General features: G+C 71.8%; 32 protein-coding genes. 15 read left to right on the plus strand and 17 right to left on the minus strand.

All coding sequences use genetic code 11. The features are described 5' to 3' along the window. Positions 1-297 precede the first annotated feature (297 nt). The 4 genes from ABZ659_RS31765 to mshD all read right to left on the minus strand — a co-directional run bounded on the left by ABZ659_RS31765 (position 298) and on the right by mshD (position 5,498). Positions 298-762 carry an NUDIX hydrolase gene (locus ABZ659_RS31765; RefSeq protein WP_360226966.1) on the minus strand — a complete coding sequence of 155 codons (465 nt, stop codon included), beginning with the start codon at positions 760-762 and terminating at the stop codon, positions 298-300. Then, positions 759-1,814, minus strand: coding sequence for a CHAD domain-containing protein (locus tag ABZ659_RS31770; RefSeq protein WP_360226969.1), 1,056 nt, complete (start codon positions 1,812-1,814; stop codon positions 759-761). The genes ABZ659_RS31765 and ABZ659_RS31770 overlap by 4 nt, the downstream gene beginning before the upstream one ends. Then, positions 1,795-4,044 (minus strand): RNA degradosome polyphosphate kinase, encoded by a 2,250-nt coding sequence (locus ABZ659_RS31775; RefSeq protein WP_360226972.1) that lies wholly within the window; start codon positions 4,042-4,044, stop codon positions 1,795-1,797. The genes ABZ659_RS31770 and ABZ659_RS31775 overlap by 20 nt, the downstream gene beginning before the upstream one ends. A gap of 524 nt (positions 4,045-4,568) precedes the next feature. Then, positions 4,569-5,498: a mycothiol synthase gene (gene mshD / locus ABZ659_RS31780; protein WP_360226975.1), complete on the minus strand. Its 930-nt coding sequence runs from the start codon at positions 5,496-5,498 to the stop codon at positions 4,569-4,571. A gap of 143 nt (positions 5,499-5,641) precedes the next feature. On the opposite strand from mshD, the gene ABZ659_RS31785 reads away from it, so the two are divergent. Next, complete coding sequence (locus tag ABZ659_RS31785; RefSeq protein ID WP_360226978.1) at positions 5,642-7,456, plus strand: bifunctional metallophosphatase/5'-nucleotidase; 1,815 nt, start codon at positions 5,642-5,644, stop codon at positions 7,454-7,456. 80 nt (positions 7,457-7,536) lie between these two features. Here ABZ659_RS31785 and ABZ659_RS31790 read toward each other — a convergent pair whose 3' ends face one another. Next, positions 7,537-7,818, minus strand: a complete 282-nt coding sequence (locus ABZ659_RS31790; protein WP_360226981.1) for a hypothetical protein — start codon at positions 7,816-7,818, stop codon at positions 7,537-7,539. Next, positions 7,815-8,048, minus strand: a complete 234-nt coding sequence (locus ABZ659_RS31795) for a hypothetical protein (RefSeq protein ID WP_360226984.1) — start codon at positions 8,046-8,048, stop codon at positions 7,815-7,817. Before ABZ659_RS31795 ends, ABZ659_RS31790 begins: the two co-directional genes overlap by 4 nt. A 136-nt stretch (positions 8,049-8,184) precedes the next feature. Here ABZ659_RS31795 and ABZ659_RS31800 point away from each other — a divergent pair, with 136 nt between their 5' ends. Beyond that, positions 8,185-9,000, plus strand: a complete 816-nt coding sequence (locus ABZ659_RS31800; protein ID WP_360226987.1) for a helix-turn-helix transcriptional regulator — start codon at positions 8,185-8,187, stop codon at positions 8,998-9,000. After that, positions 8,997-9,194, plus strand: a complete 198-nt coding sequence (locus tag ABZ659_RS31805) for a DUF397 domain-containing protein (RefSeq protein WP_360226990.1) — start codon at positions 8,997-8,999, stop codon at positions 9,192-9,194. The genes ABZ659_RS31800 and ABZ659_RS31805 overlap by 4 nt, the downstream gene beginning before the upstream one ends. On the opposite strand, the gene ABZ659_RS31810 is transcribed toward ABZ659_RS31805, so the two are convergent. From ABZ659_RS31810 to ABZ659_RS31850, 9 genes are all read right to left on the minus strand, one after another. Beyond that, positions 9,181-9,342 (minus strand): hypothetical protein, encoded by a 162-nt coding sequence (locus ABZ659_RS31810; protein ID WP_360226993.1) that lies wholly within the window; start codon positions 9,340-9,342, stop codon positions 9,181-9,183. The genes ABZ659_RS31805 and ABZ659_RS31810 overlap by 14 nt on opposite strands. Before the next feature lie 152 nt (positions 9,343-9,494). Continuing rightward, positions 9,495-9,644, minus strand: a complete 150-nt coding sequence (locus ABZ659_RS31815; RefSeq protein ID WP_360226995.1) for a hypothetical protein — start codon at positions 9,642-9,644, stop codon at positions 9,495-9,497. Between the two features lie 99 nt (positions 9,645-9,743). Next, complete coding sequence (locus ABZ659_RS31820) at positions 9,744-10,271, minus strand: TerD family protein (protein ID WP_360226997.1); 528 nt, start codon at positions 10,269-10,271, stop codon at positions 9,744-9,746. Between the two features lie 181 nt (positions 10,272-10,452). Continuing rightward, the gene (locus ABZ659_RS31825; RefSeq protein ID WP_360226999.1) at positions 10,453-11,886 is read right to left on the minus strand and encodes a HAMP domain-containing sensor histidine kinase; all 1,434 of its coding nucleotides are present in this window, start codon (positions 11,884-11,886) and stop codon (positions 10,453-10,455) included. Further along, positions 11,883-12,617, minus strand: coding sequence for a response regulator transcription factor (locus tag ABZ659_RS31830; RefSeq protein WP_360227002.1), 735 nt, complete (start codon positions 12,615-12,617; stop codon positions 11,883-11,885). Before ABZ659_RS31830 ends, ABZ659_RS31825 begins: the two co-directional genes overlap by 4 nt. A gap of 129 nt (positions 12,618-12,746) precedes the next feature. Continuing rightward, positions 12,747-12,929, minus strand: coding sequence for a hypothetical protein (locus ABZ659_RS31835; RefSeq protein WP_360227005.1), 183 nt, complete (start codon positions 12,927-12,929; stop codon positions 12,747-12,749). 26 nt (positions 12,930-12,955) lie between these two features. Beyond that, positions 12,956-13,999, minus strand: coding sequence for a trypsin-like peptidase domain-containing protein (locus tag ABZ659_RS31840; RefSeq protein WP_360227008.1), 1,044 nt, complete (start codon positions 13,997-13,999; stop codon positions 12,956-12,958). A gap of 142 nt (positions 14,000-14,141) precedes the next feature. After that, the gene (locus ABZ659_RS31845) at positions 14,142-15,164 is read right to left on the minus strand and encodes a LacI family DNA-binding transcriptional regulator (protein WP_360227011.1); all 1,023 of its coding nucleotides are present in this window, start codon (positions 15,162-15,164) and stop codon (positions 14,142-14,144) included. A 190-nt stretch (positions 15,165-15,354) separates the two neighbouring features. Next, on the minus strand, positions 15,355-16,143 hold the full coding sequence (locus tag ABZ659_RS31850) for a response regulator transcription factor (RefSeq protein WP_360227014.1): 789 nt from the start codon (positions 16,141-16,143) through the stop codon (positions 15,355-15,357). A gap of 275 nt (positions 16,144-16,418) precedes the next feature. Between ABZ659_RS31850 and ABZ659_RS31855 the strand changes: the two genes are divergently transcribed. The 8 genes from ABZ659_RS31855 to ABZ659_RS31890 all read left to right on the plus strand — a co-directional run bounded on the left by ABZ659_RS31855 (position 16,419) and on the right by ABZ659_RS31890 (position 21,593). Beyond that, positions 16,419-17,291, plus strand: coding sequence for an alpha/beta fold hydrolase (locus ABZ659_RS31855; RefSeq protein ID WP_360227017.1), 873 nt, complete (start codon positions 16,419-16,421; stop codon positions 17,289-17,291). 45 nt (positions 17,292-17,336) lie between these two features. Then, positions 17,337-17,591 (plus strand): MoaD/ThiS family protein, encoded by a 255-nt coding sequence (locus ABZ659_RS31860; protein WP_360227020.1) that lies wholly within the window; start codon positions 17,337-17,339, stop codon positions 17,589-17,591. 8 nt (positions 17,592-17,599) lie between these two features. Beyond that, positions 17,600-18,787: a hypothetical protein gene (locus ABZ659_RS31865; RefSeq protein ID WP_360227023.1), complete on the plus strand. Its 1,188-nt coding sequence runs from the start codon at positions 17,600-17,602 to the stop codon at positions 18,785-18,787. A 117-nt stretch (positions 18,788-18,904) separates the two neighbouring features. Further along, a complete protein-coding gene (locus ABZ659_RS31870) occupies positions 18,905-19,642 on the plus strand; it encodes a DUF2993 domain-containing protein (RefSeq protein ID WP_360227060.1) in 738 nt (245 codons plus the stop codon). Positions 19,643-19,851: 209 nt separating this feature from the next. Next, on the plus strand, positions 19,852-19,932 hold the full coding sequence (locus ABZ659_RS31875; RefSeq protein ID WP_353963671.1) for a putative leader peptide: 81 nt from the start codon (positions 19,852-19,854) through the stop codon (positions 19,930-19,932). Between the two features lie 126 nt (positions 19,933-20,058). Beyond that, positions 20,059-20,898 carry a sulfurtransferase gene (locus tag ABZ659_RS31880; RefSeq protein WP_360227026.1) on the plus strand — a complete coding sequence of 280 codons (840 nt, stop codon included), beginning with the start codon at positions 20,059-20,061 and terminating at the stop codon, positions 20,896-20,898. A 35-nt stretch (positions 20,899-20,933) separates the two neighbouring features. Beyond that, complete coding sequence (locus tag ABZ659_RS31885; protein WP_360227029.1) at positions 20,934-21,224, plus strand: DUF1416 domain-containing protein; 291 nt, start codon at positions 20,934-20,936, stop codon at positions 21,222-21,224. A gap of 108 nt (positions 21,225-21,332) precedes the next feature. Further along, positions 21,333-21,593, plus strand: a complete 261-nt coding sequence (locus tag ABZ659_RS31890) for a DUF3099 domain-containing protein (RefSeq protein ID WP_360227032.1) — start codon at positions 21,333-21,335, stop codon at positions 21,591-21,593. Positions 21,594-21,622: 29 nt separating this feature from the next. Here the strand turns inward: ABZ659_RS31890 and ABZ659_RS31895 are convergent, their stop codons facing one another. Further along, entirely contained in the window at positions 21,623-21,985 is a 363-nt protein-coding gene (locus ABZ659_RS31895) for a DsrE family protein (RefSeq protein ID WP_360227035.1), read from the minus strand. A 545-nt stretch (positions 21,986-22,530) separates the two neighbouring features. On the opposite strand from ABZ659_RS31895, the gene ABZ659_RS31900 reads away from it, so the two are divergent. Genes ABZ659_RS31900 through ABZ659_RS31910 form a run of 3 tightly spaced genes read left to right on the plus strand, consistent with a single transcriptional unit; the run spans position 22,531 to position 24,604 of the window. Further along, on the plus strand, positions 22,531-23,106 hold the full coding sequence (locus ABZ659_RS31900) for an FABP family protein (RefSeq protein WP_360227038.1): 576 nt from the start codon (positions 22,531-22,533) through the stop codon (positions 23,104-23,106). A 16-nt stretch (positions 23,107-23,122) separates the two neighbouring features. Continuing rightward, positions 23,123-23,623, plus strand: coding sequence for a transcriptional repressor (locus tag ABZ659_RS31905; RefSeq protein ID WP_360227041.1), 501 nt, complete (start codon positions 23,123-23,125; stop codon positions 23,621-23,623). A gap of 15 nt (positions 23,624-23,638) precedes the next feature. Continuing rightward, positions 23,639-24,604 (plus strand): folate-binding protein, encoded by a 966-nt coding sequence (locus tag ABZ659_RS31910; protein WP_360227044.1) that lies wholly within the window; start codon positions 23,639-23,641, stop codon positions 24,602-24,604. Between the two features lie 14 nt (positions 24,605-24,618). On the opposite strand, the gene dtd is transcribed toward ABZ659_RS31910, so the two are convergent. Beyond that, positions 24,619-25,044: a D-aminoacyl-tRNA deacylase gene (gene dtd, locus ABZ659_RS31915; RefSeq protein ID WP_360227048.1), complete on the minus strand. Its 426-nt coding sequence runs from the start codon at positions 25,042-25,044 to the stop codon at positions 24,619-24,621. A 136-nt stretch (positions 25,045-25,180) separates the two neighbouring features. Here dtd and ABZ659_RS31920 point away from each other — a divergent pair, with 136 nt between their 5' ends. Then, positions 25,181-25,792 carry an aerial mycelium formation protein gene (locus tag ABZ659_RS31920; RefSeq protein ID WP_360227051.1) on the plus strand — a complete coding sequence of 204 codons (612 nt, stop codon included), beginning with the start codon at positions 25,181-25,183 and terminating at the stop codon, positions 25,790-25,792. Positions 25,793-25,887: the final 95 nt, after the last annotated feature.

Raw genomic sequence — 25,887 nt, forward strand, 5'->3', positions numbered from 1 at the left:
CGTTCCCGTTAACGACGGGTCACTGGGGCCGTCACGCGTGGGCGGGGGCGCGGCGGGAGGCTCGGGGAGGCATACGTGGTGTTCACCCGGCGTGGGTAGCGTTCCCGTGTGACGCAGCAGGATCAGTCCATGACCACGCGGGAGCCGTCCGGGCACCGTACGACCACCGTCGAGCAGGGGCCGTTCTGTGTGGCTCGGTGCTCCTGCGGGTGGCGGGGGCCCGCGCGCCGGGCGCGGAGTCTGGCGCGGACTGATGCCGAGGGGCATCTCGGGGTGGGGGAGTGAGCGCGGTGCGTGTCAGGGGGGCTCGGGGGTGGTCAGGGACGTCAGGAGGTCGTCCAGGAGAGTGCGGTCGCGGGGCTGGGTGAGGCGGGTGCGGGCCTCGTCCAGGGGGAGCCAGAGGATGCGGTCCACCTCGTCGGTCGGCGTGAAGGTGCCGGTGCGCGCCTCGGCCGCCCAGTAGCGGACCTCCTTGGGGTGGCCGTCCACCAGGTAGTGGTGGGTGGCCAGTTCGCGGCCCGGGGTCGCGTCGTAGCCGGTCTCCTCCACCACCTCCCGCAGGGCCGCCGGGAGGTGCTCCTCCTCCGGCTTGAGCTTGCCCTTCGGGTGGGACCAGTCGTCGTACTTCGGCCTGTGGACCAGGCAGACCTCCAGTTCGGCGGGGTGCCGGGGGGAGTGGCGCCAGAGGACGCAGCCTGCTGCCTGGAGGGGGACGGGGGGTGGGGGAGGGGGAGTGGGGGGATCTGGCGGGGTGGTGGTCATGGGGTGGTGACCCTTTGTTTCTGCCATGACTGGTGGAACGCGAACCTCGCCGCCTCGACCTCGTGGCGCTGGTCCGCGTGCAGGACACCCAGAGCGTATGCCGTCGCGGGGGCGATGCGGGGGGTGCGGGCCGCCGACGCTGCCGCCGCCGACGCCTCCGCGGCGTCCCGGTGGCGGTTGAGGGCCTGGCCCGCGGCGAGCAGCCGGACGTTCACGGCGGCCTCGGCGCCGTCGATGACCTCGCGGGCGTAGCGGTGCAGGCGCAGCAGGAGGCGGACCTGGTGCCAGGGGGCGTCCTGGGGGTGCGGGGCCGGGTCCGGGGAGAGGCCGTGGACCAGGGCCGTCGCGTTGTACGGGTGGCCCGCCGTGAGCAGGGGGAGCGCCGAGACCGCGTCCGTGAGGCGCTCCTCGGCCGCCGCCGCCAGGGGCTGGAGGTCGGTGGTGGCGGCGGTGGGGGTGAGCGGGACCTCGCTGGCCAGGACGGCGACCTTGTCGGCCACGGCGTGGAAGCGGGAGGAGCCGAGGGCCTGGAGGGCGGCGGAGTGGGCGCGGGTGCGGGCGAGGGTGAGCTGGCGGTCCAGCAGGGCGCCTGCCTTGGCCGCGCCGACGGTGAGGTTGGTGGTGGTGCCTGTGGTGGTGTTCGCGGTGGTGCCCTTGGTGGTGCTGGGGGGTGTGGGCTGGGTCGGGAGTGCCGGGGAGCCCGAGAGGCGGTGCAGGGCGGTCAGCAGGCGGTCCAGGCGGGCCGCGTAGGCGTGTTCCAGGGCCAGGGTGCCGGAGAGCCAGGCCAGTTCGGGGCGCATCCCCTCGGACCAGTCGGGGTCGAGCAGCGTGCGGAACGTGTGCAGGCTGCCGCTGATACGGCGGGCCGAGCGGCGCAGGGCCCGCGCGGCCTCGACGGACTCCGCCGAGCCGTTTCCGCCCGCGCCGGTCTCGCGGTGCTGGCGCAGGGCTCGGAGGAACTCCGTGGCCTGGGCGCGGAGGTAGCCCGCGAGGGCCTCCCCCGTCGCCGTGGCGGCCACGGGGTCCGTCGGGTCAAGGTGTTGCTGTGCCACGCCGGCGCCTCCGGGCGTCTATGAGCATCTCCTGGACGTTTCGCAGGGGGCGGCCGTCCGCGTCGGTCGCGTGCCGGGTCCACTCGCCGTCCGGGCCCAGGTGCCAGGAGGCGGTGGAGTCCGACATGCCGGTCTCCAGGAGCCGGTTCAGCGCGGCCCGGTGGGCCGGGTCGACGACCCGGACCAGGGCTTCGATACGGCGGTCTAGGTTGCGGTGCATCATGTCGGCGCTGCCGAGCCACACCTCGGGTTCGCCGCCGTTGCCGAAGGCGAAGACCCGGGAGTGCTCCAGGAAGCGGCCGAGGACCGAACGCACCCGTATGTTTTCCGACAGGCCGGGGACTCCCGGCCGTACCGCGCATATGCCGCGCACCCACACGTCCACGGGGACGCCCGCCTGCGACGCGCGGTAGAGCGCGTCGATGACGGCCTCGTCGACCATCGAGTTGACCTTGATACGGACGTAGGCGGGGCGTCCGGCGCGGTGGTGCTGGGCCTCCTTGTCGATGCGGGAGACTAGGCCGTCGCGCAGGGACTTCGGGGCGACCAGGAGACGGCGGTACGTCTCGCGGCGGGAGTAGCCCGAGAGGCGGTTGAACAGGTCGGAGAGGTCCGCGCCGACCTGGGGGTCCGCGGTGAGCAGGCCGAGGTCCTCGTAGAGGCGGGCGGTCTTGGGGTGGTAGTTGCCCGTGCCGACGTGGCTGTAGCGGCGGAGGGTGTCGCCCTCCTGGCGGACCACGAGGGAGAGCTTGCAGTGCGTCTTGAGGCCCACCAGGCCGTAGACGACGTGGCAGCCCGCCTCTTCGAGTTTGCGGGCCCACTTGATGTTGGCGTGTTCGTCGAAGCGGGCCTTGATCTCGACGAGGACGAGGACCTGCTTGCCCGCCTCGGCGGCGTCGATGAGGGCGGTGACTATGGGGGAGTCGCCGGAGGTGCGGTAGAGCGTCTGCTTGATCGCGAGGACGTCCGGGTCTTCGGCCGCCTGTTCGAGGAACGCTTGTACGGATGTGGAGAAGCTGTCGTACGGGTGGTGGAGGAGGACGTCACGCGTGCGGAGCGCGGCGAAGATGTCGGGCGGTGAGGACGACTCCACCTCCGCGAGGTCGCGGTGGGTGCCCGCGATGAACTTGCGGTACTTCAGCTCCGGGCGGTCCAGGCCGTGGACGCGGAAGAGGCCGGTGAGGTCGAGCGGGCCGGGGAGGGGGTACACCTCCGCCTCGCTGACCTTCAGCTCGCGGACGAGGAGGTCCAGGACCTCGCGGTCGATGGACTCCTCCACCTCCAGGCGGACGGGCGGGCCGAAGCGGCGCCGCATGAGTTCCTTCTCCAGGGCCTGGAGGAGGTTCTCGGCGTCGTCCTCCTCCACTTCGAGGTCCTCGTTGCGGGTGACGCGGAACGCGTGGTGCTCCAGGACCTCCATGCCGGGGAACAGCTCTTCGAGGTGGGCCGGGGCCGCGATGACGTCCTCCAGGGGGACGTAGCGGCCGGGGGACGCCTCCAGGAAGCGGGAGAGCAGCGGGGGGACCTTCACGCGGGCGAAGTGGCGGTTGCCGTTGACCGGGTTGCGTACGACGACGGCCAGGTTGAGGGAGAGGCCGGAGATGTACGGGAAGGGGTGGGCCGGGTCGACGGCGAGGGGGGTGAGGACGGGGAAGATCTGGTGCTTGAAGAGGGTGAACAGGCGGGCCTGTTCCTTCTCCGTCAGCTCCGTCCAGCGGACCAGGTGGATGCCCTCCTCGGCGAGGGCCGGGGCGACGTCCTCGTGGAAGCAGGCGGCGTGCCGGGCCATGAGTTCGCGGGAGCGCGCCCAGATCATCTCCAGGACCTCGCGGGGCTGGAGGCCGGAGGCGGAGCGGGTGGCTACGCCGGTGGCGATGCGGCGCTTCAGGCCCGCGACGCGGACCATGAAGAACTCGTCCAGGTTGCTGGCGAAGATCGCGAGGAAGTTGGCACGCTCGAGGAGGGGGGTGTCGGGGTCCTCGGCGAGTTCCAGGACGCGTTCGTTGAACGCGAGCCAGCTGCGTTCGCGGTCGAGGAAGCGGTTGGCGGGGAGGGGGGTCGCGCCGCTGGCCGCCTGGGTGTCCTCGTAGGCGTCGAGGTCGCCGTCGAGGTCGGGCTCCAGGTCGGAGACGGAGCCGGCCACCGTGCGGGCGCGGTGGGCGGCGATGGAGCCCACGGAGGGCTGGGTGTGCTGGGCCTGGACCGGTGCCTGGGCGTTCTGCTGGCTCATGGAGCCATTCTTCCGCGCCCAGGGGTTCTCGGGCGCGTCGGAACGTGCGGGCGGGAGCGGAAGCACGGCGGCTTCGTTCTCCGCGGGGCCCTTGGGGGGCGCCGGAGGCTCTGGCACGGCGGGCGTCATTGGGTGAGCGTCGCAAGGTCATCTGAATCGACGGTTACGGCGACATGACGTGCGAGATAGCGGGGGGCGGCTCCCGGGGGTGGGCGGGGGGTGCCTGCGGCGGCCTGCTCGGCTCCGGTGGGTGGCGTGCGTGGCGCTGTCTGCCGGGGGGTGGTGCGGGGCCGCGCCGGGGGGTGTCCGTCCTCGGAACCGCGCGCCCTGTGGGTTCGGGGGTGTACGGGGTTCTCCGCGCGAACCACTGCGGGCGGACACCCCCCGACACGTCCCCTTCCGTCGTACGGCGACCGCGGGCCGTCGTCGCACCTGTCCCAGCCGCGGGCAGTCGTGCCGCTGGCGCGGCCCGGCGTCAGCGGCTACGCCGGGTACCCCGTCGCGCGCACCCACCGCCAGCGACGTCACGTCTCCGTGCGGTACATCAGGTCCGTCTCGTACGTGGTGAAGCCGAGGCGTTCGTAGACCGCTACCGCCGCCGTGTTGTCCGCGTCGACGTACAGCATCGCCGTGGGCAACCCCCGCGCCGCCAGATGGCGTAGCCCGATCGTGGTGAGGGACTTGCCGAGGCCGCCCCCCTGCGCGCCGGGTGCGACGCCGAGGACGTAGACCTCGCCGAGTCGCTCTTCGGCGTGCACCTTGGTCCAGTGGAAGCCGACGAGGGCGTCGCCGCGGAAGGCGAGGAAGAAGCCCGCAGGGTCGAACCACGGCTCGGCCATGCGGTCGTCGAGGTCGCGTGGGGTGAGGGAGCCCTGTTCCGGGTGGTGGGCGAAGGCGGCGGCGTTCACGGCGAGCCACGCCGTGTCGTCCGCGCCGGGGACGAAGGTCCGTACCGTCACGTCGGCGGGCAGGACCGGGTCGGGGAGGTCGAGGTCGGACAACGGGCGCCTCAGCTGGCGTAGTTCGCGGAAGAGGGTGAGGCCGAGGACCTGCGCCAGGTGCCGGGCGGCGGAGTGGCCGCCGTGGGCCCACACCCGCAGCCGTTTGCCGGAGGCGGCGAGGAGGGCGGAGCCGAGGGCGCGGCCGTGGCCCTTGCCCCGGTGGGAGGGGTGGATGACCAGTTCGGCGGCGGGCGCCTCCACCGGGTCGGTGTCCTCAAGTTGGGCGTAGCCGACGAGTTCGCCGCCGTTGGTGGTGAGCAGGAAGTGGGACACGCCCTCGCGCGGGCCGCCGCGCAGTGCCAGTCGGCCCTGTTCGGACACCGCCTGCTGGCCGTCGCTGCGGGCGGCCTCCGTGAGCAGGGCGAGTACGGCGTCGGTCTGCTCCGGGGTGAGCGCGGGGAGGGAGTGGATGGCGCGGGAGTGGCCGGGCCGCGCGATGTCGTCGCTGGTCATGCCACGAGGGTAAAGGGACGGGGTCGGGAGGAGGGGGCAAAGGGAAACCAGGATGTAACCATGTGCCCCCTGTCGCGCTACGCGCGTTGACTCTAGGCTGCGGGCGATCAGCCCAATGCCTCACAGGACCCACAGGGGGGCGTATGCCAGCCACCACATCCCAGCCGCGTCGGCGCCGGAGAAGCCGTACCTACCGGCTTCTCACAGCGGCGGCGAGTATCGCGACCGTCGGCGCGCTGGCGGCCGCTCTGCCGTCGACCGCGTCCGCCGGTGAGAAGGGCAAGCCCGGCAAGGAGACGTCGCGCCGCTACCAGGACGTCCAACTGCTGTCCTTCAACGACCTGCACGGCAACCTGGAGCCCCCGGCCGGCTCCTCCGGCCGCGTCACCCACCTGAACGAGGACGGCACGACCCGGACCGTCGACGCGGGCGGTGTCGAGTACCTGGCCACCCACCTGCGCCAGGCCCGGCAGGGCAACAGGTACTCCATCACCGCCGCCGGTGGCGACATGGTCGGCGCCTCCCCGCTGATCTCGGGCCTCTTCCACGACGAGCCCACCATCGAGGCGCTGAACAAGCTGGAGCTGGACGTCACCAGCGTCGGCAACCACGAGTTCGACGAGGGCGCCCGGGAACTGGGCCGCCTCCAGAACGGCGGCTGCCACCCGACCGAGGGCTGCTACACCGACGAGGGCTTCGCGGGTGCCGACTTCCCGTACCTCGCGGCGAACGTCCTGGACGAGAAGACCGGCAAGCCGATCCTCAAGCCGTACTGGGTGTGGAAGCAGAAGGGCGTCAAGGTCGGCTTCATCGGCGTGACCCTGGAGGGCACCCCGAACATCGTCTCCGCCGACGGCGTCAAGGGCCTCACCTTCAAGGACGAGGTCGAGACGATCAACAAGTACGCCAAGGTGCTCCAGCGGAAGGGCGTGAAGTCGATCGTCGCGCTGATCCACGAGGGCGGCTTCCCGGCCTCGGCGGCGTACAACTACGACTGCGACTCCCCCGGCGCGGGCGACGGCATCTCCGGCCCGATCGTCGACATCGCCAAGAACGTCACCCCGCAGGTGGACGCGCTGGTCACCGGTCACACGCACGCGGCGTACGCCTGCACCATCCCCGACCCGGCGGGCAACCCGCGCACGGTCACCTCGGCCGCGTCGTTCGGCCGCCTCTACACCGACACGACGCTGACGTACGACCGGTGGACGGGTGACATCGCCCGTACGGCCGTGAAGTCCGCGAACCACGTGGTCAGCCGGGACGTCACCAAGGCGCCCGACATGACCGAGCTGATCGGCAAGTGGAACACGCTGGCCGCCCCGATCGGCAACCGTGCCATCGGGTACGTCTCCGCCGACATCGCCAACTCCGGCACCGAGTCCCCGCTCGGCGACCTCATCGCCGACGCGCAGTTCGCGTACGGCAAGGAGCTGGACCCGGAGACCGACCTCGCCCTGATGAACCCCGGCGGCATCCGGGCGCCCCTGACCTACGCGGCCAAGGGTGCTGAGGGCGACGGCGTGGTGACGTACGCGGAGGGCTTCACGGTCCAGCCGTTCGCCAACACCGTCAACCTCCAGGACTTCACCGGCGAGCAGGTGGTGCAGGTCCTGAAGGAGCAGGTCAGCGGTGCGAACGCGGCGTCCCCGAAGGTTCTTCAGGTGTCGTCCGGCCTGACGTACACGCTGGACCTGACGAAGACCGGCGCCGACCGGGTCGTCACCGACTCGATCCGCCTCAACGGCAGCCCGATCGACCTGACGGCCACCTACCGCGTCGCCACCAACAGCTTCCTCGCGGGCGGCGGCGACGGCTTCCCCACGCTCGGCCAGGGCGGCGACGAACTCGTCGGCGCGGACGACCTGACGGCCCTGGAGCAGTACCTGAAGGCGAACTCCTCGCCGACGGCACCGATCGCTCCTCCGGCTGCCGACCGGATCACCGTCGTGCGGTAGGACGGCGGCGGCTTTCGGGCGGGGCTCCGGGATCTTCTTCCCGGGGCCCCGCCTTCCGTTGCCCGTGCCGCCGTTCGGCATCACCCGCCGGGGATACGGCCACCCCGGCTGACGGCGATCCGCAGGACGTCCTCCAGTGACTCCGCGGTCCTGGTGAGCGCGAAGCGGACGGCCCGCTCTCCGGCCCTGGCGTCGGCGAGGACGGCCCTGGAGCCCGCCAACACCTGCTCCCCCGAGGCGAGCTGGGCCTCCTCCACGTCGTCCGCGAGACGGGAGAGCAGGCTGCCGGGGCCGTCGGCGCTCAGGTAGCAGGGCTTGCCCTCGGGGGTGGTCCAGGGGAGGAGGCGAAGGTCGTTCGTCACGCGGAGACCTCCATGTCGTGGCCGCGGAGGTACGGGCGTACCAGCGGGGTGTCGTACCAGAAGGCGCCGTCGGAGTGGTGGGGGTGGTGACGGGTGGGTGGCGGAGGTGCCGGGGTGTGGGGTGACGGGGGGTGCTGTCGGACCGCTCGGTGGCTGCCCCGGGCGGGGAAGAGCATCCGGGCGAGCAGGAGGAGCAGGGTCTCGCGGAGTCTGGGGGTGCGGGCGGGCATGGCGGTCTCCTGGGTGGAAGCAGGGGAGGGTTGACGAGCGGTGATTACCGTTCGTGTCCCGATCGTCACAGGAGCGGCGTACGCTGCGGAAGAGGTTCGGGGTTGTCTGGGGCGCCAGGCAACGGAGAGGGGTGACATGGGGGCAGCGGTTGACGGAGGGCGGGCCGTGTTGGGGCGGACGCTCAGGTTCCTGCGGGAGAAGGCGGGCAAGTCCCTGGGGCAGTTGGCCGAGGAGACCGGGTACGACAAGAGTTACCTGAGTCGTCTGGAGTCCGGTGAGCGGCTGTCCAAGGTGCGGGTCATGGAGGACCTGGACAGCTACTACGGGTGCGATGACCTGCTGGTCAGCCACTGGAAAGTCGCGCGGCACGACGCCTTCAAGGTCAAGTACCAGGACTTCATGCGGCTGGAGGCGACGGCGCGGATCATGCACAAGTACGCGCCGAACGTGCCCGGTCTGTTGCAGACCGAGGAGTTCGCCCGCGAGGTGTTGTCTGATCCCCAGACAACACCTCAGGACGCCGAGGCGGTGGAGGAACAGGTGGCCGCGCGCTTGGGTCGGCAGCTTCTGCTGCGGAAGGACCCTGCGCCCAGCGTGCGTTTCGTGGTGGACGAGTTGGCGTTCCGTCGTGTCTCCGCCCGCGCGGAGGTCTGGGCTGGTCAGTTGCTGCATGTCGAGGCCGTCGCGCAGTGGCCGAACGTCACCGTTCAGGTGCTGCCGTTCGCCGCAGGGATTCACGACCTCATGGGGAAGGGGTCACTGACCCTGCTCTGGCAGCGAGATGGAAGTGCCATCGCCTACACGGAGGGTGACAGCAGCGGCCTGCTGATGGACGGTCCAGACGACGTGTTGCGCCACCGTTTGTCCTACGATCGGCTCCGGGATCTGGCGCTGTCGCCGTCGGACTCGCTCTCGTTCATCCGGGACCTACTGGAGGAGCACCGGTCATGAAGCCCACCCCCGACCTCGGCACCGCCGTGTGGCGCAAGTCCACCTACAGCGACGGGGGCGACAACAACTGCCTCGAAGTCGCCGACGGCCTCCCCATAGTCCCCGTCCGCGACAGCAAGGCCCCGGAGACCGGGGTGTTGGTCTTCGGGGCTGACTGCTGGCGGGCGTTCGTCGCGGCGGTCAGGACACCGTAGGGGTCCAGTCACCGAGCCAGTCCGCCGTCTCCTGGGTGGTTGCCTGGGTCGGGGTCAGGACGGGGCGGTTGGTGGAGGCGGGGCCTGCGCCGGGGCCCGTGTTGTTGTACTCGGCGAAGCGGTCGTCCTTCCAGGAGAAGCCGCTCATGTCGGTCCAGGGAGTGGACTTGACGGCCGCGCTGAGGGTGGTGTCGCGGACCGTGGTCTGGGGGTCGAGGGTGGCGTCGCCGCCCGCGTGCCAGGGGCGGCCGAGGTAGAAGGAGGCGGCCGAGACGTCGCCGTTGACCGTGGAGCGGGTGATCAGGAAGCCCTTGCGGTGGCCGCCGTCGCGCTGCTCCCGGTCGCCGTGCCGTAGGCCAGGGTTCCGGCCGTGATGACGGCGACGGGGAGCAGCGCTGTCGCGAGGGTGCGCCTTCCGCGGGGGCGGGTGTGGGGGGCGTTGTCGCTCATGTGGGGGTCCGATCCCGTGCGTCAGGGGGCAGTCGTCTCCCTGTTGTCGCCGTGGGGGAGGGCGAGGTTGCCGCCGGGTGGGCCCTGGGTACTTCCTGGCTAACGCGCGTCGCCCATGTCCGTCGTGAACCCCGCCGGGTCGCTGTCGAAGCCCCGGACCATTTCGCGCAGTTCCCACGCCCCCGACGCGGTCCTGGTGAACTCGGCGACCGTCGCGGCCGTGGCGTCGGCGACCCCCGTGAAGTCGTCCGCCAGCAGCTGCGTGTACCCCTCGGCCACGACCACCCCGGCGTTGGCGATGTCGCCGAACGTGCGGGGGCCGCCGTTCTGGTGGATGGCCACCCCGACCACCACCCGGCCGTAGGCCGACGAGAGCCGGTCGAACTCCAGGCTCATCACCTCGACGAAACCGAAGCCCATGCCCGTCTGGCTGTGCCGGTTCATGTTGATGGTGCCGTCGGGTGACCTGCTGTCGTAGTGGACGACGTAGGCGGGGCGGCCGTGCGGGTCGTCCACCGTGTAGGTGGCGGCGATGATGTCGAGGTGCCGGGGCGGCTCCCCGGCGGGGCTCGGGTCCCACCGCAGTCTGACCTCGACCTTGCCCAGTCCTTCGCCCACGCCGCTCACCGTGCCGCTCCCCGTCTGGTCGGGGCGGGACGTTCCCCGCCATGCCCAGTATCCGCTCTGACCAGTCCGTTTCGATGCCTCGCCGAGATGCTTGACCGAGGTTTGGGGAGCGCTTCGGGGGCACGCTCCCGGGCGGCTCGTGGAATCCGGGGGCTGTGGACGCCTCCGCCGGAGGCGGAGGTCAGGGGCCCTGGGGGACCTCCGGCGGTGGCGTCGCCGCCCCCGGCAGGCGGACCGCCACCACCGTGCCGCCGTCCTCCGCGGGGCGCAGGGAGACCTCGCCGCCCGCCTGCTGGACCGTGCGGGCGACGATGGAGAGGCCGAGGCCGGAGCCGGGGAGGGCGCGGGCGGAGGGGGAGCGCCAGAAGCGGTCGAAGACGTGGGGGAGTTCGTCCGGCGGGATGCCGGGGCCGTGGTCGCGGACCGTGAGGGTGCCGTCGGTGAGGTGGACCTCGATCGTGCTGGAGTCGGGGCTGAACTTCACGGCGTTGTCGAGGATGTTGACGATCGCCCGCTCCAGGGCGGACGGCTCCGCGCGGACGTACCAGGGGTGCACGTCCGCCGTGATCGTCAGCTCCGGGCCGCGCAGCCGGGCGCGGCGCAGGGCCGACTCGACCGTGTCGTGGAAGGCGATCACCTGGGCGCGGGCGGCGCTGTGCTGGCCGGTGTCGGGGCGGGACAGTTCCTGGAGGTCGCCTATCAGGGCCGCCAGTTCCGTCATCTGGGCCTTCACCGACGCCAGCAGGGCCTTGCGGTCCGCCTCGGGGAGGGGGCGGCCGGTCTCCTCGCTGCGGGTGAGGAGTTCGATGTTGGTGCGCAGGGAGGTGAGCGGGGTGCGCAGTTCGTGGCCCGCGTCCGCGATGAGCTGTTGCTGGAGGTCGCGGGAGCTGGCCAGGGCCGACGTCATCGAGTTGAAGGAGTGGGAGAGGCGGGCCACCTCGTCGTCGCTGTCCCTCTCGACCGGGATGCGGATGGTGAGGTCCTCGGTGCGGGCGACGTGCTCCACGGCCTCCGTCAGCTTGTCGACGGGGCGCAGGCCCGCGCGGGCCACCGCCAGGCCCGCGGCCCCGGCGCCGACCACTCCGATGCCGGACACGACGAGCAGGAGCAGGGCGAGTTCGTTCAGGGTGGACTGGGTGTCCTTGAGCGGGAACGCGAACTGGAGGGCGACCCCCTCGGCGAGCGGCGCGGTCATCACCCGGACGTCGTTGCCCTCGCTGTCCTTGCCGTCCCGGAAGCGGGCCTCCCCCTCGGCCGTCGAGGCGACCTCGACGTCGGCGGCGGTGATCCGCACGGCGCCCGCCGAGTCGTTGAAGACGCAGGAGTTGCCGTCCGAGGTGACGAGCTGCTTGTAGGTGCGCACGCTCGGGCCGATGCCCCGGGGCGCGTCGGGCGTCTGACTGCAGTTCTGGAGGGTGGGGCGGACTTCGGCGAAGGCCACCCGGACGTTGCCGCCGCCCAGGTTGTCGTCGATCTCGTCGTACAGCTTCCCGCGCACCACGAACCAGCACGTCACCGACACCGCCGCCACCGCGAACGCCACCGCCGCCGCCACCAGCAGCGCCAGGCGGGAGCGGATCGGGAGGGCGCGGAAGCGGCGGGCGAGCTGGTTCACTCGGTGCCGCCCTGGCGCAGGACGTAGCCGACGCCGCGCACGGTGTGGACGAGGCGGGGCTCGCCGCCCGCCTCCGTCTTGCGGCGCAGGTACATGACGTACACGTCCAGGGAGTTGGAGGACGGCTCGAAGTCGAAGCCCCAGACCGCCTTCAGGATCTGCTCGCGGGTGAGGACCTGGCGCGGGTGTGCCATGAACATCTCCAGCAGGGTGAACTCCGTGCGGGTCAGCTCCACCGGGCGGCCACCCCGCGTCACCTCGCGCGTCGCCAGGTTCATGCGGAGGTCCGCGAAGGCCAGGGTGTCGTCCTCCAGGTCGGTGCCGGGGACCGCCGCCGCGTAGGAGCTGCGGCGCAGCAGGGCGCGGATGCGGGCGAACAGCTCGTCGAGTTCGAAGGGCTTGACGAGGTAGTCGTCCGCTCCCGCGTCCAGGCCGGTCACCCGGTCGCCGACCGTGTCGCGGGCGGTGAGCATGAGGATGGGGAGGGTGTCGCCGGTGCCGCGGATGCGGCGGGCGGCGGTGAGGCCGTCCATGCGGGGCATCTGGATGTCGAGGACGACCAGGTCGGGCCGGTAGGCGGCGGTCTTCTCCAGGGCGTCGGCGCCGTCGACGGCGACCTCGGTGTCGTAGCCCTCGAAGGCGAGGCTGCGCTGGAGTGCTTCGCGCACCGCGGGCTCGTCGTCGACGATGAGGATGCGCTGGGGGTCGCGGTCGCCTTCGGCGGGGCTCATGGCTCTTTCCTCGGGTGGCTGGAGGGGAACGGGGCTGCTCTCAGCGTCGCACGGTGGCGGGTCCGGGCGGTGCGGTGGCGTGGATCAGCCGCGGTGCGGGGTACGGCGGCGGGCCCGGGGTGGCGTGGATCAGCCGCGGGCCGGGGTACGGCGGCGGGTCGCGGGCCTGCGGGATGCGGCGGGCGCCAGCTCCGGGGCCCGGGTGCGGGGGGCGTGCAGTTCCGTCGCCACCTCCAGGGCCAGGGCGTATCCGGCCGGGTCGGTGGCGGTCGCCGTCGCGGGCGTGGTGGTGTGCTCGATCTGCCTGGTCATGGCGTGCCTCTTCAGGGTCGTCGGAGTCAGTCGTTGGTGCCGCCCGAGCGCAGCTGGCTCAGGTCCGCCTTCACCGTGTCGACCGGGATCGCGAAGCCGAGGCCCACGCTGCCCGCGTCGGCGGAGGACGACGAGCCGGCGGAGGAGTACATCGCCGAGTTGATGCCGATGATGTCGCCGTTCATGTCGATCAGCGCACCGCCGGAGTTGCCGGGGTTCAGGGACGCGTCCGTCTGGATCGCCTTGTACGTCGTCGTGGACGAGCCGGTTTCGCCGTTGAACTGCTCGCCGCCGAACTCGAACGGCCAGCCGCCGTCCGGCTGCCGCTGCTGCTGGCCCTCGTCGGTGGAGACGGTCACGTCGCGGTCGAGGGCGGAGACGATACCGCTGGTCACGGTGCCGGTGAGGCCCTCCGGGGAGCCGATCGCCACGACGGTGTCACCGACCTGGACGTCGGCGGAGTCGCCGAGCGAGGCCGCCTTCAGACCGGTGGCGTCGGCCAGCCTGATCAGGGCGAGGTCCTTGGCGCTGTCGGTGCCGACGACCTCGGCGGTGTACTCCTTGCCGGCGCTGGTCGTCACCTTGATCTCGTCGGCGCCGGAGACCACGTGGTTGTTGGTGACGATCTCGCCGTCACCGGTGATGACCACGCCGGAGCCGGTGGACGCGCCGCTGCGGGAGGAGGCGTTGATCTCGACGATGCTCGGGCTGACCGCCGCCGCGATCGCCGCGATGTCGCCCTTGCTGCTCGACGGCACCACGCTGGTGCCGGTGCTGCCGCTCGCGGCGGTGGTGTCGGAGCCGGTCAGCTCCTGGATGCCGTACGCCGTGCCGCCGCCGATGGCCGCGGCGACGATGGCGACGGCGGTGAGCAGGCCGACCGGGCCGCGGACGCGCCGCCTGCGGTGGACGGGCGGGGCGGTGGCGGGCTCGGTGAGGAGAGGGGTGGGCTGGTACGCCGGAGGGGGCGGCCACTCCGGGTTCACGGGGGTCGCGGAGGTGGTGCCGGGGGTCGTTCCGGGGCTGGTTCCCGGGTGTGCCGGGTTCGCGTGGCTCGTGCTCTCGGTCATGTTCATGAGCTTGTCGCGCGTCGATGAGAGTCCCCTGAGTGCTCTCTGAGAAGCCCGACAGAACCTCGTATGCCCGATATAAAGCCGCGGAGCGGCTACGTGGTGGAGCCCGGAGGGGCCCGGTCGGGTTACTCGTAGCGCCTCACTCGCAGCCGCAGGAGCGGCGCAGCACCAGCTTCGACGGGAACACCTTCAGCCGTTCCTTACGCGACCCCGCCACCCGCAGACCGTCGTCCAGGACCAGGTCCACCGCCGCGCGGGCCATCGCCGAGCGGTCGGAGGCGACCGTCGTCAGGGGCGGGTCCGCGAGCGCCGCCTCCTTGATGTCGTCGAAGCCCACCACCGCCAGCTCCCCGGGCACGTCGATCCGCAGCTCGCGGGCCGCGCGCAGAACGCCGATCGCCTGGTCGTCGGTGGAGCAGAAGACCGCGGGCGGGCGGCGCGGGCCGGAGAGGATCTCCAGGCCGACGCGGTAGGCGTCGTAGCGGTTGTACGGCGCCTCGAACAGGCGGCCCTCGGTGGAGATGCCCGCCTCGGCCATCGCGCGCCGCCAGCCCTCGACGTGGTCGGAGACCGGGTCGCCGACGGCCGGGGTCTGGGCGGTGCCGCCCACACAGGCGACGTAGTCGTAGCCGTGCCCCAGCAGGTGGCTGACGGCGTTCTGGGCGCCGCCGAGGTCGTCCATGACCACCGCGACGTCGTCCATGGCCTCGGGGCGCTCGTGCAGCAGCACCACGCGGGCGTCCCAGGCGTCGATCTCGGCGGCGGCGAGGTCGTTGAGGGCGTGGCTGACGAGGATGAGTCCGGAGACCCGCATCCCCAGGAAGGCGCGCAGGTAGTGCACCTCGCGCTCGCCGATGTAGTCGCTGTTGCCGACCAGCACCATCTTGCCGCGTTCGGACGCCGCCTGTTCGACCGCGTGCGCCATCTCCGCGAAGAACGGCTGGCGCGCGTCCGGCACGATCAGGCCTATGAGGTCGGTGCGCCGCGACGCCATCGCCTGTGCCACCCGGTCGGGGCGGTAGCCCAGCTCCTTGATGGCGGCGAGGACACGCTCGCGCGTGGCCGGGGCGACCGGCCGGGGTCCGTTGTTGATGACATAGCTGACCACGGCGGTGGAAGTCCCCGCCAGTCTCGCCACGTCATCCCGAGTCACCTTGGCCACGCGCGGAGTCTACGCGGATGGACCCGCTCTGGGCAGGGCGTACGCCACTTCCGGGAGGCGCATCGCGCGACGTGACGGCGTGAGGTCACACGTGTGAGCACGCGCGCGCTCCGCCGTGTGGTCTCGCGCGTTCCGTGGGGCGCGCCCAGCCCGGCGCTCGGCTCCGCGCGCGCCGGGCCCGCGGGGTGGCCTACGCCTCCGCCGCCACCTCGGTCGCGTCCAGCGCGGCGGCGTGGTCCGTCTCCTCCGGCTTCGACGGTGCCGTCCCGGCCGTCTTGCCCTTCGCCTCCTCGGCGCCCCGGTCCGCCTTCTCCGGCGTGACGAACCGGTAGCCGACGTTCCGGACGGTGCCGATCAGCGACTCGTGCTCCGGGCCGAGCTTCGCCCGCAGCCGTCGTACGTGCACGTCCACGGTGCGGGTGCCGCCGAAGTAGTCGTAGCCCCAGACCTCCTGGAGGAGCTGCGCGCGCGTGAAGACCCGGCCCGGGTGCTGGGCGAGGTACTTCAGCAGCTCGAACTCCTTGAAGGTCAGGTCGAGGACCCGGCCCTTCAGCTTCGCGCTGTACGTCGCCTCGTCCACCGACAGGTCACCGTTGCGGATCTCCATCGGGGAGTCGTCGCTGACGATCTGCTGGCGGCCCATCGCGAGCCGCAGCCTGGCCTCGACCTCCGCCGGACCGGCGGTGTCGAGGAGGACGTCGTCGATGCCCCAGTCCGCGGTGACGGCGGCCAGGCCGCCCTCGGTCACCACCAGGATCAGGGGGCAGCCGGGCCCCGTGGACCGCAGCAGCTGGCACAGGCTGCGGACCTGCGGGAGGTCGCGCCGCCCGTCGATGAGGATCACGTCGGCGCCGGGGGTGTCGACCAGCGCGGGCCCCTCCGCCGGAGCCACGCGGACGTTGTGCAGCAGCAGGCCGAGAGCGGGGAGCACCTCCGTCGACGGCTGGAGGGCGTTGGTGAGGAGCAGCAGCGAGCTCATCGCGCTCCTCCCGCCCGGTCGGTGGTGCGTCGTCGTCGTCCGTGCACGGTTCGCTCGCCCATAACGTCTGGTTCCTCCTCGGTCCCTGCGAGGACGTTTGCGGCACTGCCTCGTACTGGTGCGCCCTGGTGCTGCGGACCCGCGTCCCTGGGTTCCGCCATGCGATCGACCACGCGTACACCTGCGGTTTCCCGCGTCGTATACAACGCTTCCGAAAGCACAAAAGGACCCGGGGGCTACGCTGCCCGAGTCCTCTGCCCAGCAGAATAGCCCACATGAGCAACGGTCCGGCAGGTCATGTGGCCCGATCCAGCCCTTCGTCCGGCTTTCGTCCACACTCCGAGACGCCCGCGCGGCACGGAACCACCCGATTGCGGACGTTCCTGCACACCGCCGACGGAGTGCGGATCGACGCTGTATACGATCCGGGCGGGGTTGTATACGAAAACTCCCCGCGGCGCCCCGTTCAGCTCGTGTTCGTCGTCGCCCACGGGTTCACCGGCGACGTCGACCGGCCGCACGTCCGGCGGGTGGTGCGCGCGCTGCGGGCTCACGGCGCCGTCGTCACGTTCTCCTTCCGGGGGCACGGGAGGTCCGGCGGGCGGTCCACCGTCGGCGACCGCGAGGTGCTCGACCTGGCCGCCGCGGTCGCCTGGGCCCGTGGACTAGGGCACGCGCGCGTGGCCACCGTCGGCTTCTCCATGGGCGGGTCGGTCGTCCTGCGGCACGCGGCCCTGCACCCGGACGACACCGACGCCGTGGTGTCCGTCAGCGCGCCCGCCCGCTGGTACTACCGGGGGACGGCGCCCATGCGGCGCCTGCACTGGCTCGTCACCCGGCCCGCGGGGCGCCTGGTGGGTCGCTACGGCTTCCGGACCCGTATCCACCACCGGGACTGGGACCCCGTACCGCTCTCGCCGGTCGAGGCCGTGCCGCGGATCGCGCCGACGCCGCTGCTCGTCGTGCACGGCGACCGGGACGGCTACTTCCCCGTCGACCACCCCCACATGCTGGCCGCGGCGGCCGGTGACCACGGGGAACTCTGGCTGGAGGCGGGCATGGGGCACGCCGAGCACGCCGTGACGGAGGAGTTGCTGGGCCGGATCGGCGGCTGGGCTGTGGGACGGACCGTCGGCGGGGCGGGCTAGCCTGGCCGTGTTACTGCGTTACTGCCGACTGACTCAAGGAACCAGATGGCAAAGGTCACGGTGCGCTACTGGGCCGCCGCGAAGGCCGCGGCCGGGATCGCCGAGGAGCGCTACGACGCGGCCACGCTCGCCGAGGCGCTCGGCGCCGTGCGCGAGCGACACCCCGGCGAGCTGACGCGCGTGCTGCCGCGCTGCTCGTTCCTGATCGACGGCGACCCCGTGGGCACGCGCGGGCACGAGACCGTACGGCTGGCCGACGGCGGCACGGTCGAGGTGCTCCCGCCGTTCGCAGGAGGGTGACCGCACCGATGAGTGAGCAGCCGTACCAGCAGCAGCCGCATCAGCCCTACCAAGGGGCTCACGACCCGTACCAGCAGCAACAGCAGTATCAACAGCAGCAGTACCAGCAGCAGCACCAGCAGCCGTCCTGGTCCGGGCAGCAGGGGTACTACGAGCCGGGGTACGCCGACCGGCAGGACACCCAGCAGTGGCAGGGGCAGACCTGGGAGACGCAGATGCAGCCGCCGGTGCCGCCGGTCGCGGCGGCCGAGACGGCGTATCTGCCACCGGTCACCGACCAGGCGTACCCGGACCCTCAGAACTACCCGGACCCCCAGGCGTACCAGGGCGGTTATCAGGCGCCCGAACCCCAGCCCGTGCGCGCACCCGTGGCGGCGGCGGCCGACCCGGGCCCCGCCGGTCCCGGCTACGGTCCCGCCACCCTCGCCGGGAACTCCCGGGTCACCGACGCCCAGCGGGCCCGCCTCGAAGGGCGGTCCCCGATCATCGAACCCGGTGGCCAGCCCGCCGCGCTCACCGCGCTGCTGGGGCTGCTGCTCGGCGGTACGGCGGCCATCGGGTCGTACGCCCTGCTCGTCCCGCTCGTCGTGCTCCAGGCCGTCACGGCCGCGGGCTGGTTCCGGCTGAACGGCATGTGGCCCGCCCGGCAGGGCATCGCGCTGGCCTTCGCGGGCGCGCTGACCGCCGACGCGGTGCTGCTCGCCGTGGGCCGGGAGCACGGGCCCGCCGCGATCCTCGGCACGCTGGGCGTGTGGCTGCTGCTCTCCCTCGTCCTCCAGCTCCGCTCGCACGCCGACCCCGACGAGCGGATGTACGGCCTGACGGCGACCGTCGTCTCGGCCGCGCTGTCGGTCGTCGCCGCCGGGTACCTCGCGGCCGAGGCGGACGCGGTGACCGTCGGTGCCGTCGCGGTGGGCGTCGCCCTCGTCGCGCGGGCGCTGCCGATGCCGACGGTCGCCTCGGTGACCGTGGCGCTGCTCGCGGCGGCGGGCGCGGGCATCGCGGTCGGCGGGGTGACCGGCGTCGGGGCCGAGGGCGCCTTGGTGGGCGTGGGCGCGGCGGCCTGCGCGCTGATCGGGCACCGGGTGGCGAGCTACGACTACCCGTCGCGCTTCGTCCACTTCACCGCGGGCGTGGCCCTGCCGCTGACGGCGGCGGCACCGGTGGTGTGGGTGCTGGGCCGCACCCTGGGGTGAGACCGGGAGGGGCGGGCCGTGGGCCCGTCCTGTCACAGCTGGTCGACAATCCGGGGGACCTCCGCCTCCGCAGGGTTACGGTGGCGGTCGACCTTGAAGACCGCCCAGATGGGGAACATGCGCGCGCTGCGAATAACTCTGATCGTCGTCGTGGTCCTCGGCGGCCTCTTCGTGGCCGCCGACCGGCTCGCCGTGCACTTCGCCGAGGGGGAGGTCGCGGACAAGCTCCGCACCACCGAGAACCTCGCCACCACCCCCGACGTGTCCATCCACGGCTTCCCCTTCCTCACCCAGGTCGTCGGCGGCGAGCTGGACGACGTCGAGGTGGGCATCGAGGACTACGAGGCGACCGCGGGCGAGAACGGCACGACGATCCGGATCGACGACCTCACGGCGAACATGAAGGGCGTCGAGTTCTCCGGCGACTACAGCTCCGCCACCGCGCACTCCGCCACGGGCACCGCGACCATCGCCTACGACGAGTTGCTGAAGACCGCCAGGTCCGAGCCCGCCGAGGTGGCCCCCGGCATCACGGCGAAGGTCGTCGGCCTCTCCGACGGCGGCAACGGCAGGATCAAGGTCGCGGTGGAGGCGACGGCGTTCGGCACCAGGCTGCCGAAGCCCGTCTCCGTGCTGAGCACGGTCACCGCGGAGGGCGACACCGTGCGGGTGAAGGCCGAGGCGCTGCCCAGCATCGGCGGCGTCGAGGTCGGCGAGGACCAGATCCGGGAGATCACCGACTTCGAGCAGCGGATCGACGAACTGCCGGGCGGCATCCAGCTGGACGAGGTGCGGGCGGCGAGTGACGGCGTGCTGATCACGGTGCGGGGTTCCGACGTGCGGCTGGCCGGGTAGGCCCGACTCCGGCGGCCTGCGGCCTGATCAGCGTTGTCCGAGGGGCGAGACGAGGACGTCCGTACCGTAGATGTGACGGGGGATACAGGACACCGGGAGCCGTGCGGGAGCTGGCCGAACGACGTTGCGGTCCCGCATCGTGGACGATCGCGTCTCAGTATCCGACACGCCGGTGACACGCCCGCCCGACCGTCCCTACGATCGAGGCCATGAGACGACAGGCGGACCTCACGAAGCGGCGGGCAGTAGACCTGTGCCGCGTTGCCGCCATGCTCTGTCGCACCTTCTGACCGGAGGCCGCCGCCTCCGCGTTCCCCCCGCCCCGTACCAGGGGCATCCGTGCGCCCTGCGCACCCCCGCACCTCGCACCGACCCGCATCGGCACGCCCCGCCGCAACTGCCCCGGAGGAGACACCATGAGCCGCAGCGACGTCCTGGTAGACGCCGACTGGCTTCAGGACAACCTGGACGACCCGAACATCGCGGTCGTCGAGGTGGACGAGGACACGTCCGCGTACGACAAGAACCACATCCGCAACGCGATCAGGATCGACTGGACCGACGACCTCCAGGACCCGGTCCGCCGCGACTTCATCGACCAGGAGGGCTTCGAGAAGCTCCTCTCCGCCAAGGGCATCGCCAACGACACGCTGGTGGTCCTCTACGGCGGCAACAACAACTGGTTCGCGTCGTACGCCTACTGGTACTTCAAGCTCTACGGCCACCAGAACGTCAAGCTCCTCGACGGCGGCCGCAAGAAGTGGGAGCTGGACGCCCGTGAGCTGGTCGAGGAGGTGCCCGAGCGCCCCACGACCGACTACAAGGCCAAGCCGCAGGACACGTCCATCCGAGCCTTCCGGGACGACGTGGTCGCCGCCATCGGCGCACAGAACCTGGTCGACGTCCGCTCGCCCGACGAGTTCTCCGGCAAGCTGCTCGCCCCCGCCCACCTGCCGCAGGAGCAGTCGCAGCGCCCGGGCCACGTCCCGTCCGCCCGCAACATCCCGTGGTCGAAGAACGCCAACGACGACGGCACGTTCAAGTCCGACGACGAGCTGAAGAAGCTCTACGAAGAGGAGAGCGTCGACCTCTCCAAGGACACGATCGCCTACTGCCGCATCGGTGAGCGCTCCGCCCTGACCTGGTTCGTGCTGCACGAGCTGCTGGGCGTGGAGAACGTCAAGAACTACGACGGCTCCTGGACCGAGTACGGCTCCCTCGTCGGCGTGCCGATCGAGCTGGGCGCCAACAAGTAACCCACCGACCCCCTACTTCCTCTGAGGAGAGACCCATGTGCGGAGCGAAGGCCGGTGGCCCGGACGCCTCGACGATCAAGCCCGGTGAGACCACGATCCAGGGCCAGGTGACCCGGGACGGCGAGCCCGTGACCGGCTACGTCCGGCTGCTGGACTCGACCGGCGAGTTCACGGCGGAGGTGCCCACCTCCGCCACCGGCCAGTTCCGGTTCTACGCGGCCGAGGGCACCTGGACCGTGCGTGCCCTGGTCCCCGGCGGCACGGCTGACCGCAAGGTCGTCGTCGCCGAGAAGGGCGGTCTGGCGGAGGTCGCCATCGCCGTCTGAGTCTCCGGGCGCTGACCCGAGAGACGGAAGGGCCGTACCCCGCGGGTGGGACACCTGGGGTGCGGCCCTTCGGCGTGCCGACCGGGCGGGCCGACCTACGCTGGAGACATGTACGCACGGCGCCGTCGTCGCTACTTCGCCCTGATGGGCTGCTGCCTGGGCCTGTTCGTCCTGGCCTGGGGCGTCGTACGCCTCTGGTCCGTCCCCGCGGCCGTCGCGATGTGCCTGGTCGCCATGGTCATCCCACCGCTCGCCGCGATGGTCGCCAACCGGCGCGGCCCGGACGACCGGTGGTGGGACGACCCGTCCGGGGACCCGAAGTCCGACGAGTGGTGGGACGAGCTGGACGGCAGACGCCGGGATCGGTAGGGCCGTACCGGGCGGGCCGTACCAGCGGTTCAGTAGACGAGGGCCTGGGTGTCGTCCGCCAGGGACTCCTGGACGAAGACCTGCGCGCCCGCGATGCGGACGCCCTCGATGACGTCCTTCTCCGTGATCTCGCGGCGCGCCGCGCACTGGGTGCACAGGGTGACGCGGCCCCCGGCGAGGAGGGAGTCGAGCAGGTCGGGGAGCGGGGCGGCGTGCGGGAGGTCGAACTCCGCGGCGCGGCCCGGCAGGGCGAACCACGACGACTCCCCGGTCAGCCACAGGGACACGTCCACGCCGCTGGCCACGGCCACCGCGGCCACCGTGAACGCCTGCGAGCAGCGTTCCGGGGCGTCCGCCCCGGCCGTCACCTTGATCACGAGCTTCTTCGCCATCCCCGAATCGTAGTCAACGCCGCTACAACCTCCGGTCCCGGCTGTGGGGCACCTGTGCGCGCGTACACGGACTACGCGCTTCCCGTTCTGTGGGGGGACGTTGTGGAAGACGTGAGAGAAGAAGAGCCTCAGAGACAGGCTCCGGAGGCGGAAGCGGAAGCGGAAGCGGAGGATGCGGGGGCGGCCGGGGACGTGGGGGCACCTCGGCGGCGGCGTCGGGGGCGTACCGCCCTGCTCATCGGTACCGCCGCCGTCCTCGGGGCCGTCGCCGGTGCCTGTGTCGGCTATCGGGGGAGGCGAGCGGGAGGGCGTACCTCACAAGGAGGGTCGGGGTCCGGCCGCGTAAGCTGGGGCCCGGCCCCTGTCCTGTCGTACCGCGCTCAATCGAGGAGCACCTGTGGAGATCTTCTTCTCAATCCTGCTGGTCCTGGTCTGCGTCGCCACGCTCGCGTTCGCCGGACTGGCCGTGAAGAAGCTCTACCAGGGCCAGCGCTGACCGTTTTCAGGCAACGTCCAGTCCAGGAAAGACCCAGGAAGTTCCTCTGATGATCGAGATTCCGTCCGACCTCCACAAGGACCTCGTCCCGCTTGCCTTCCTGCTGGGCAACTGGGCCGGTGCCGGTGTGCACGACTTCCCCGGCGCCGAGAAGTGCAACTTCGGGCAGGAGGTCACCTTCACGCACGACGGCCGGGACTTCCTGGAGTACCACGCGTACTCCTGGGTCCTCGACCAGGACGGCAACAAGGTGCGGCCGCTGGAGTCCGAGCACGGGTTCTGGCGGATCGACGGCCTCCGCAAGGTGGAGGTCACGATGACCCGCGACGACGGTGTCATCGAGATCTGGTACGGCGAGCTGGCCGACCAGAAGCCGCAGATCGACCTGGTCACGGACGCGGTGGCCCGGACCCCGGCCGCGCGTCCCTACAGCGGCGGCAAGCGGCTGTACGGCTACGTCAAGGGCGACCTGATGTGGGTCGGCGAGAAGCAGACCCCCGAGGTGGCGCTGCGGCCGTACATGTCCGCCCAGCTGAAGAAGGTCGTCACCCCGGAGGACGTCGAGCGCTGGGCGAAGGCCCTGCCCGGCGACATGCCGGACGACGGGATCGCCTTCTTCAAGTAGTCCTAGACTCTCCAGTGTGGTGAGCACCGACTGGAAGAGCGACCTCAGGCAGCGCGGCTACCGGCTGACGCCGCAGCGGCAACTCGTCCTCGAGGCCGTCGACACCCTTGAGCACGCGACCCCCGACGACATCCTGGGCGAGGTCCGGAAGACGGCGTCGGGGGTCAACATCTCGACGGTGTACCGGACCCTGGAGCTGCTGGAGGAGCTGGGGCTGGTCAGCCACGCGCACCTGGGGCACGGGGCGCCCACGTACCACCTCGCCGACCGGCACCACCACATCCACCTGGTGTGCCGGGACTGCACGAACGTGATCGAGGCGGATGTCGAGGTCGCGGCGGAGTTCACGGCCAAGCTGCGGGACACGTTCGGGTTCGACACGGACATGAAGCACTTCGCCATCTTCGGGCGGTGCCGGGAGTGCGCGGGTGCGGGTGGCGGCTCCGGCGCGGGGCCGGGTCCGGTGGCGGGGCCGGGTCCGGTGGTGGGTGGTTCGGGTAATCGTTCAAGTACCTAGTCGTAGGCTGGGGGCATGAAGAGCCCTCTGCTGTCCCTGCCCGGCGCCGTACCCGGTGAGGGTGTGGACGAAGGTGTCGCCGCCCACTACGGCGATCTGTTCCGGGAACAGCGTGCCCTCGCCGAAGGCACCGGTTTCGTCGACCTGTCGCACCGCGGGGTGATCGCGGTCTCCGGTGACGACCGGCTGAGCTGGCTGCACCTGCTGCTCACCCAGCACGTCAGCGAGCTGCCCGTGGGGCAGGCCACCGAGGCGCTGATCCTCTCCGCGCACGGGCACATCGAGCACGCGCTGTACCTCGTCGACGACGGTACGACCGTGTGGGCCCACGTCGAGCCGGGGACCGTGGACGCGCTGGTGGCGTACCTGGAGTCGATGAAGTTCTTCTACCGCGTCGAGATCGCCGACCGCAGCGACGCCTTCGCCGTCGTGCACCTGCCCGCCGGGTCCATCGCGGAGGTGCCGGAGGCGGCCGTGGTGCGGGAGACGTCCTACGGGCGCGACGTCTTCCTGCCGCGTGCCGACCTTGAGGCGTACGCCGAGAAGAGCGGGCCCACGGCCGGGTTGCTCGCGTACGAGGCGCTGCGGGTGGAGCAGCACCGGCCCCGGCTCGGGTTCGAGACCGACCACCGGACCATCCCGCACGAGCTGGGGTGGATCGGCAGCGCGGTGCACCTGCAGAAGGGGTGCTACCGGGGGCAGGAGACCGTCGCCCGGGTGCAGAACCTCGGCAAGCCGCCGCGGCGGCTCGTCTTCCTGCACCTCGACGGCAGCGAGGTGCACCTGCCGCCGCACGGGGCCGAGCTGCGGCTCGCTTCGGAGGGGGCCGAGGGGCGGAAGGTCGGGTTCGTGACCACCTCCGTGCGCCACCACGAGCTGGGGCCGGTGGCGCTGGCGCTGGTCAAGCGGAACGTGCCGGTGGACGCGGCGTTGCTGGCCGATACGACGGCGGCGGCGCAGGAGGTCGTGGTCGAGCCGTAGGGCCCGGCGGTCGCTCAGAGGTCGAGGACGACCGTGAACGGGCCGTCGTTGGTGAGGCCGACCCGCATCCGGGCGCCGAAGCGGCCCGTGGCGACCGTGGCGCCCAGGGCGCGGAGCTGGCTGACGACCTCGTCGACGAGGGGTTCCGCGACGGGGCCCGGGGCCGCGGCGCTCCAGGTGGGGCGGCGGCCCTTGCGGGCGTCGCCGTAGAGCGTGAACTGGCTGATGACGAGGAGGGGGGCGTCGGTGTCGCTACAGGACTTCTCGTCGTGCAGGATCCGTAGGGTCCAGAGCTTGCGGGCCAGTTGGGCCGCCTTCTCCTTGGTGTCGTCGTGGGTCACGCCGACCAGGACGCACAGGCCCTCGCCGGTGATCTCGCCGACGGTCTCCTCGTCCACGACGACGCTGGCGCCGTCCACTCGCTGAACCACTGCACGCATGGGGTCCATGATGCCCTGGGCTGATTTTCGCTCCGTACCCCCCCATCTGGGGCCGATCGGGGGCACTCGGTCACATAGCGGCCAGTTGGGGTGGCACGATGCTGCCATTCGCCGGTCGAGGGGACGGTAGAGGCACATGAGCACACCGAGTACGGGGCAGCCTCCCGGGGCTGCCGTCTCGCTGACGTCTTTGGGGAGCGGGGCGGCCGTTGGCGCCCGCCCGCCCGCGCAGCGTACGGACAGTCCGCGGATGCCCGGGGAGGCGCCTGAGCGGGATCTGACCGTGTTGAGCCTGCCGGAGCTGCGGACGCTGCGGCGGGACGCGCAGCGGGACGAGGCGGACCTCAGTTACGTGCGGCGGCTGTTGCAGGGACGGATCGACATCCTGCGGGCGGAGCTGGCGCGGCGGGGGCCGTCGGCGGCGGCGTCCGTGGTGGAGCGGCTGCCGGAGATCCTGACGGACGCTCCGGCGCGGTACCGGTCGTCCGCGCGGCATGTGACCGTCGGTACGCCGTATGGCGAGGAGTACCGGCGGCTGGCGGCGGAGATGCTGGCGGAGGTGGAGCTGTCGGCGCTGGACGCGCGTACGGACGGCGAGCTGACGAGCGCGATGGGTCGGCTCGTCGGGTACGAGCAGCAGGTGTCCCGGCGCCGCCAGCGCCTCCAGCGGACCGCCGACGGGTGCAGTGCGGAGATCGCCCGGCGGTACCGGGAGGGGGAGGCGCAGGTGGACGACTTGCTGACGTGATGCCTGCGGCGGCCTGTGGCTGTTTGGTGGGTGGCTGGGGTAGCGCTGTCTGCCGGGGGGTGGTGCGGGGCCGCGCCGGGGGGTGTCCGTCCTCG

Source organism: Streptomyces sp. NPDC006997 (assembly GCF_040635175.1).
Taxonomy (GTDB): Bacteria; Actinomycetota; Actinomycetes; order Streptomycetales; family Streptomycetaceae; genus Streptomyces.

Coding starts and splice junctions, on each gene's coding strand:
- ABZ659_RS31855 (WP_360227017.1), top strand. CDS start 16,419: ATGAGCAACGGTCCGGCAGGTCATGTGGCCCGATCCAGCCCTTCGTCC.
- ABZ659_RS31815 (WP_360226995.1), bottom strand. CDS start 9,644: ATGAGCGACAACGCCCCCCACACCCGCCCCCGCGGAAGGCGCACCCTC.
- dtd (WP_360227048.1), bottom strand. CDS start 25,044: ATGCGTGCAGTGGTTCAGCGAGTGGACGGCGCCAGCGTCGTCGTGGAC.
- ABZ659_RS31865 (WP_360227023.1), top strand. CDS start 17,600: ATGAGTGAGCAGCCGTACCAGCAGCAGCCGCATCAGCCCTACCAAGGG.
- ABZ659_RS31910 (WP_360227044.1), top strand. CDS start 23,639: ATGAAGAGCCCTCTGCTGTCCCTGCCCGGCGCCGTACCCGGTGAGGGT.
- ABZ659_RS31895 (WP_360227035.1), bottom strand. CDS start 21,985: ATGGCGAAGAAGCTCGTGATCAAGGTGACGGCCGGGGCGGACGCCCCG.
- mshD (WP_360226975.1), bottom strand. CDS start 5,498: ATGACCAGCGACGACATCGCGCGGCCCGGCCACTCCCGCGCCATCCAC.
- ABZ659_RS31890 (WP_360227032.1), top strand. CDS start 21,333: ATGTACGCACGGCGCCGTCGTCGCTACTTCGCCCTGATGGGCTGCTGC.
- ABZ659_RS31850 (WP_360227014.1), bottom strand. CDS start 16,143: ATGAGCTCGCTGCTGCTCCTCACCAACGCCCTCCAGCCGTCGACGGAG.
- ABZ659_RS31875 (WP_353963671.1), top strand. CDS start 19,852: ATGAGACGACAGGCGGACCTCACGAAGCGGCGGGCAGTAGACCTGTGC.
- ABZ659_RS31765 (WP_360226966.1), bottom strand. CDS start 762: ATGACCACCACCCCGCCAGATCCCCCCACTCCCCCTCCCCCACCCCCC.
- ABZ659_RS31840 (WP_360227008.1), bottom strand. CDS start 13,999: ATGACCGAGAGCACGAGCCACGCGAACCCGGCACACCCGGGAACCAGC.
- ABZ659_RS31870 (WP_360227060.1), top strand. CDS start 18,905: ATGCGCGCGCTGCGAATAACTCTGATCGTCGTCGTGGTCCTCGGCGGC.
- ABZ659_RS31810 (WP_360226993.1), bottom strand. CDS start 9,342: ATGAGCGGCTTCTCCTGGAAGGACGACCGCTTCGCCGAGTACAACAAC.
- ABZ659_RS31880 (WP_360227026.1), top strand. CDS start 20,059: ATGAGCCGCAGCGACGTCCTGGTAGACGCCGACTGGCTTCAGGACAAC.
- ABZ659_RS31830 (WP_360227002.1), bottom strand. CDS start 12,617: ATGAGCCCCGCCGAAGGCGACCGCGACCCCCAGCGCATCCTCATCGTC.
- ABZ659_RS31795 (WP_360226984.1), bottom strand. CDS start 8,048: ATGCCCGCCCGCACCCCCAGACTCCGCGAGACCCTGCTCCTCCTGCTC.
- ABZ659_RS31900 (WP_360227038.1), top strand. CDS start 22,531: ATGATCGAGATTCCGTCCGACCTCCACAAGGACCTCGTCCCGCTTGCC.
- ABZ659_RS31800 (WP_360226987.1), top strand. CDS start 8,185: ATGGGGGCAGCGGTTGACGGAGGGCGGGCCGTGTTGGGGCGGACGCTC.
- ABZ659_RS31775 (WP_360226972.1), bottom strand. CDS start 4,044: ATGAGCCAGCAGAACGCCCAGGCACCGGTCCAGGCCCAGCACACCCAG.
- ABZ659_RS31785 (WP_360226978.1), top strand. CDS start 5,642: ATGCCAGCCACCACATCCCAGCCGCGTCGGCGCCGGAGAAGCCGTACC.
- ABZ659_RS31835 (WP_360227005.1), bottom strand. CDS start 12,929: ATGACCAGGCAGATCGAGCACACCACCACGCCCGCGACGGCGACCGCC.
- ABZ659_RS31885 (WP_360227029.1), top strand. CDS start 20,934: ATGTGCGGAGCGAAGGCCGGTGGCCCGGACGCCTCGACGATCAAGCCC.
- ABZ659_RS31805 (WP_360226990.1), top strand. CDS start 8,997: ATGAAGCCCACCCCCGACCTCGGCACCGCCGTGTGGCGCAAGTCCACC.
- ABZ659_RS31860 (WP_360227020.1), top strand. CDS start 17,337: ATGGCAAAGGTCACGGTGCGCTACTGGGCCGCCGCGAAGGCCGCGGCC.
- ABZ659_RS31920 (WP_360227051.1), top strand. CDS start 25,181: ATGAGCACACCGAGTACGGGGCAGCCTCCCGGGGCTGCCGTCTCGCTG.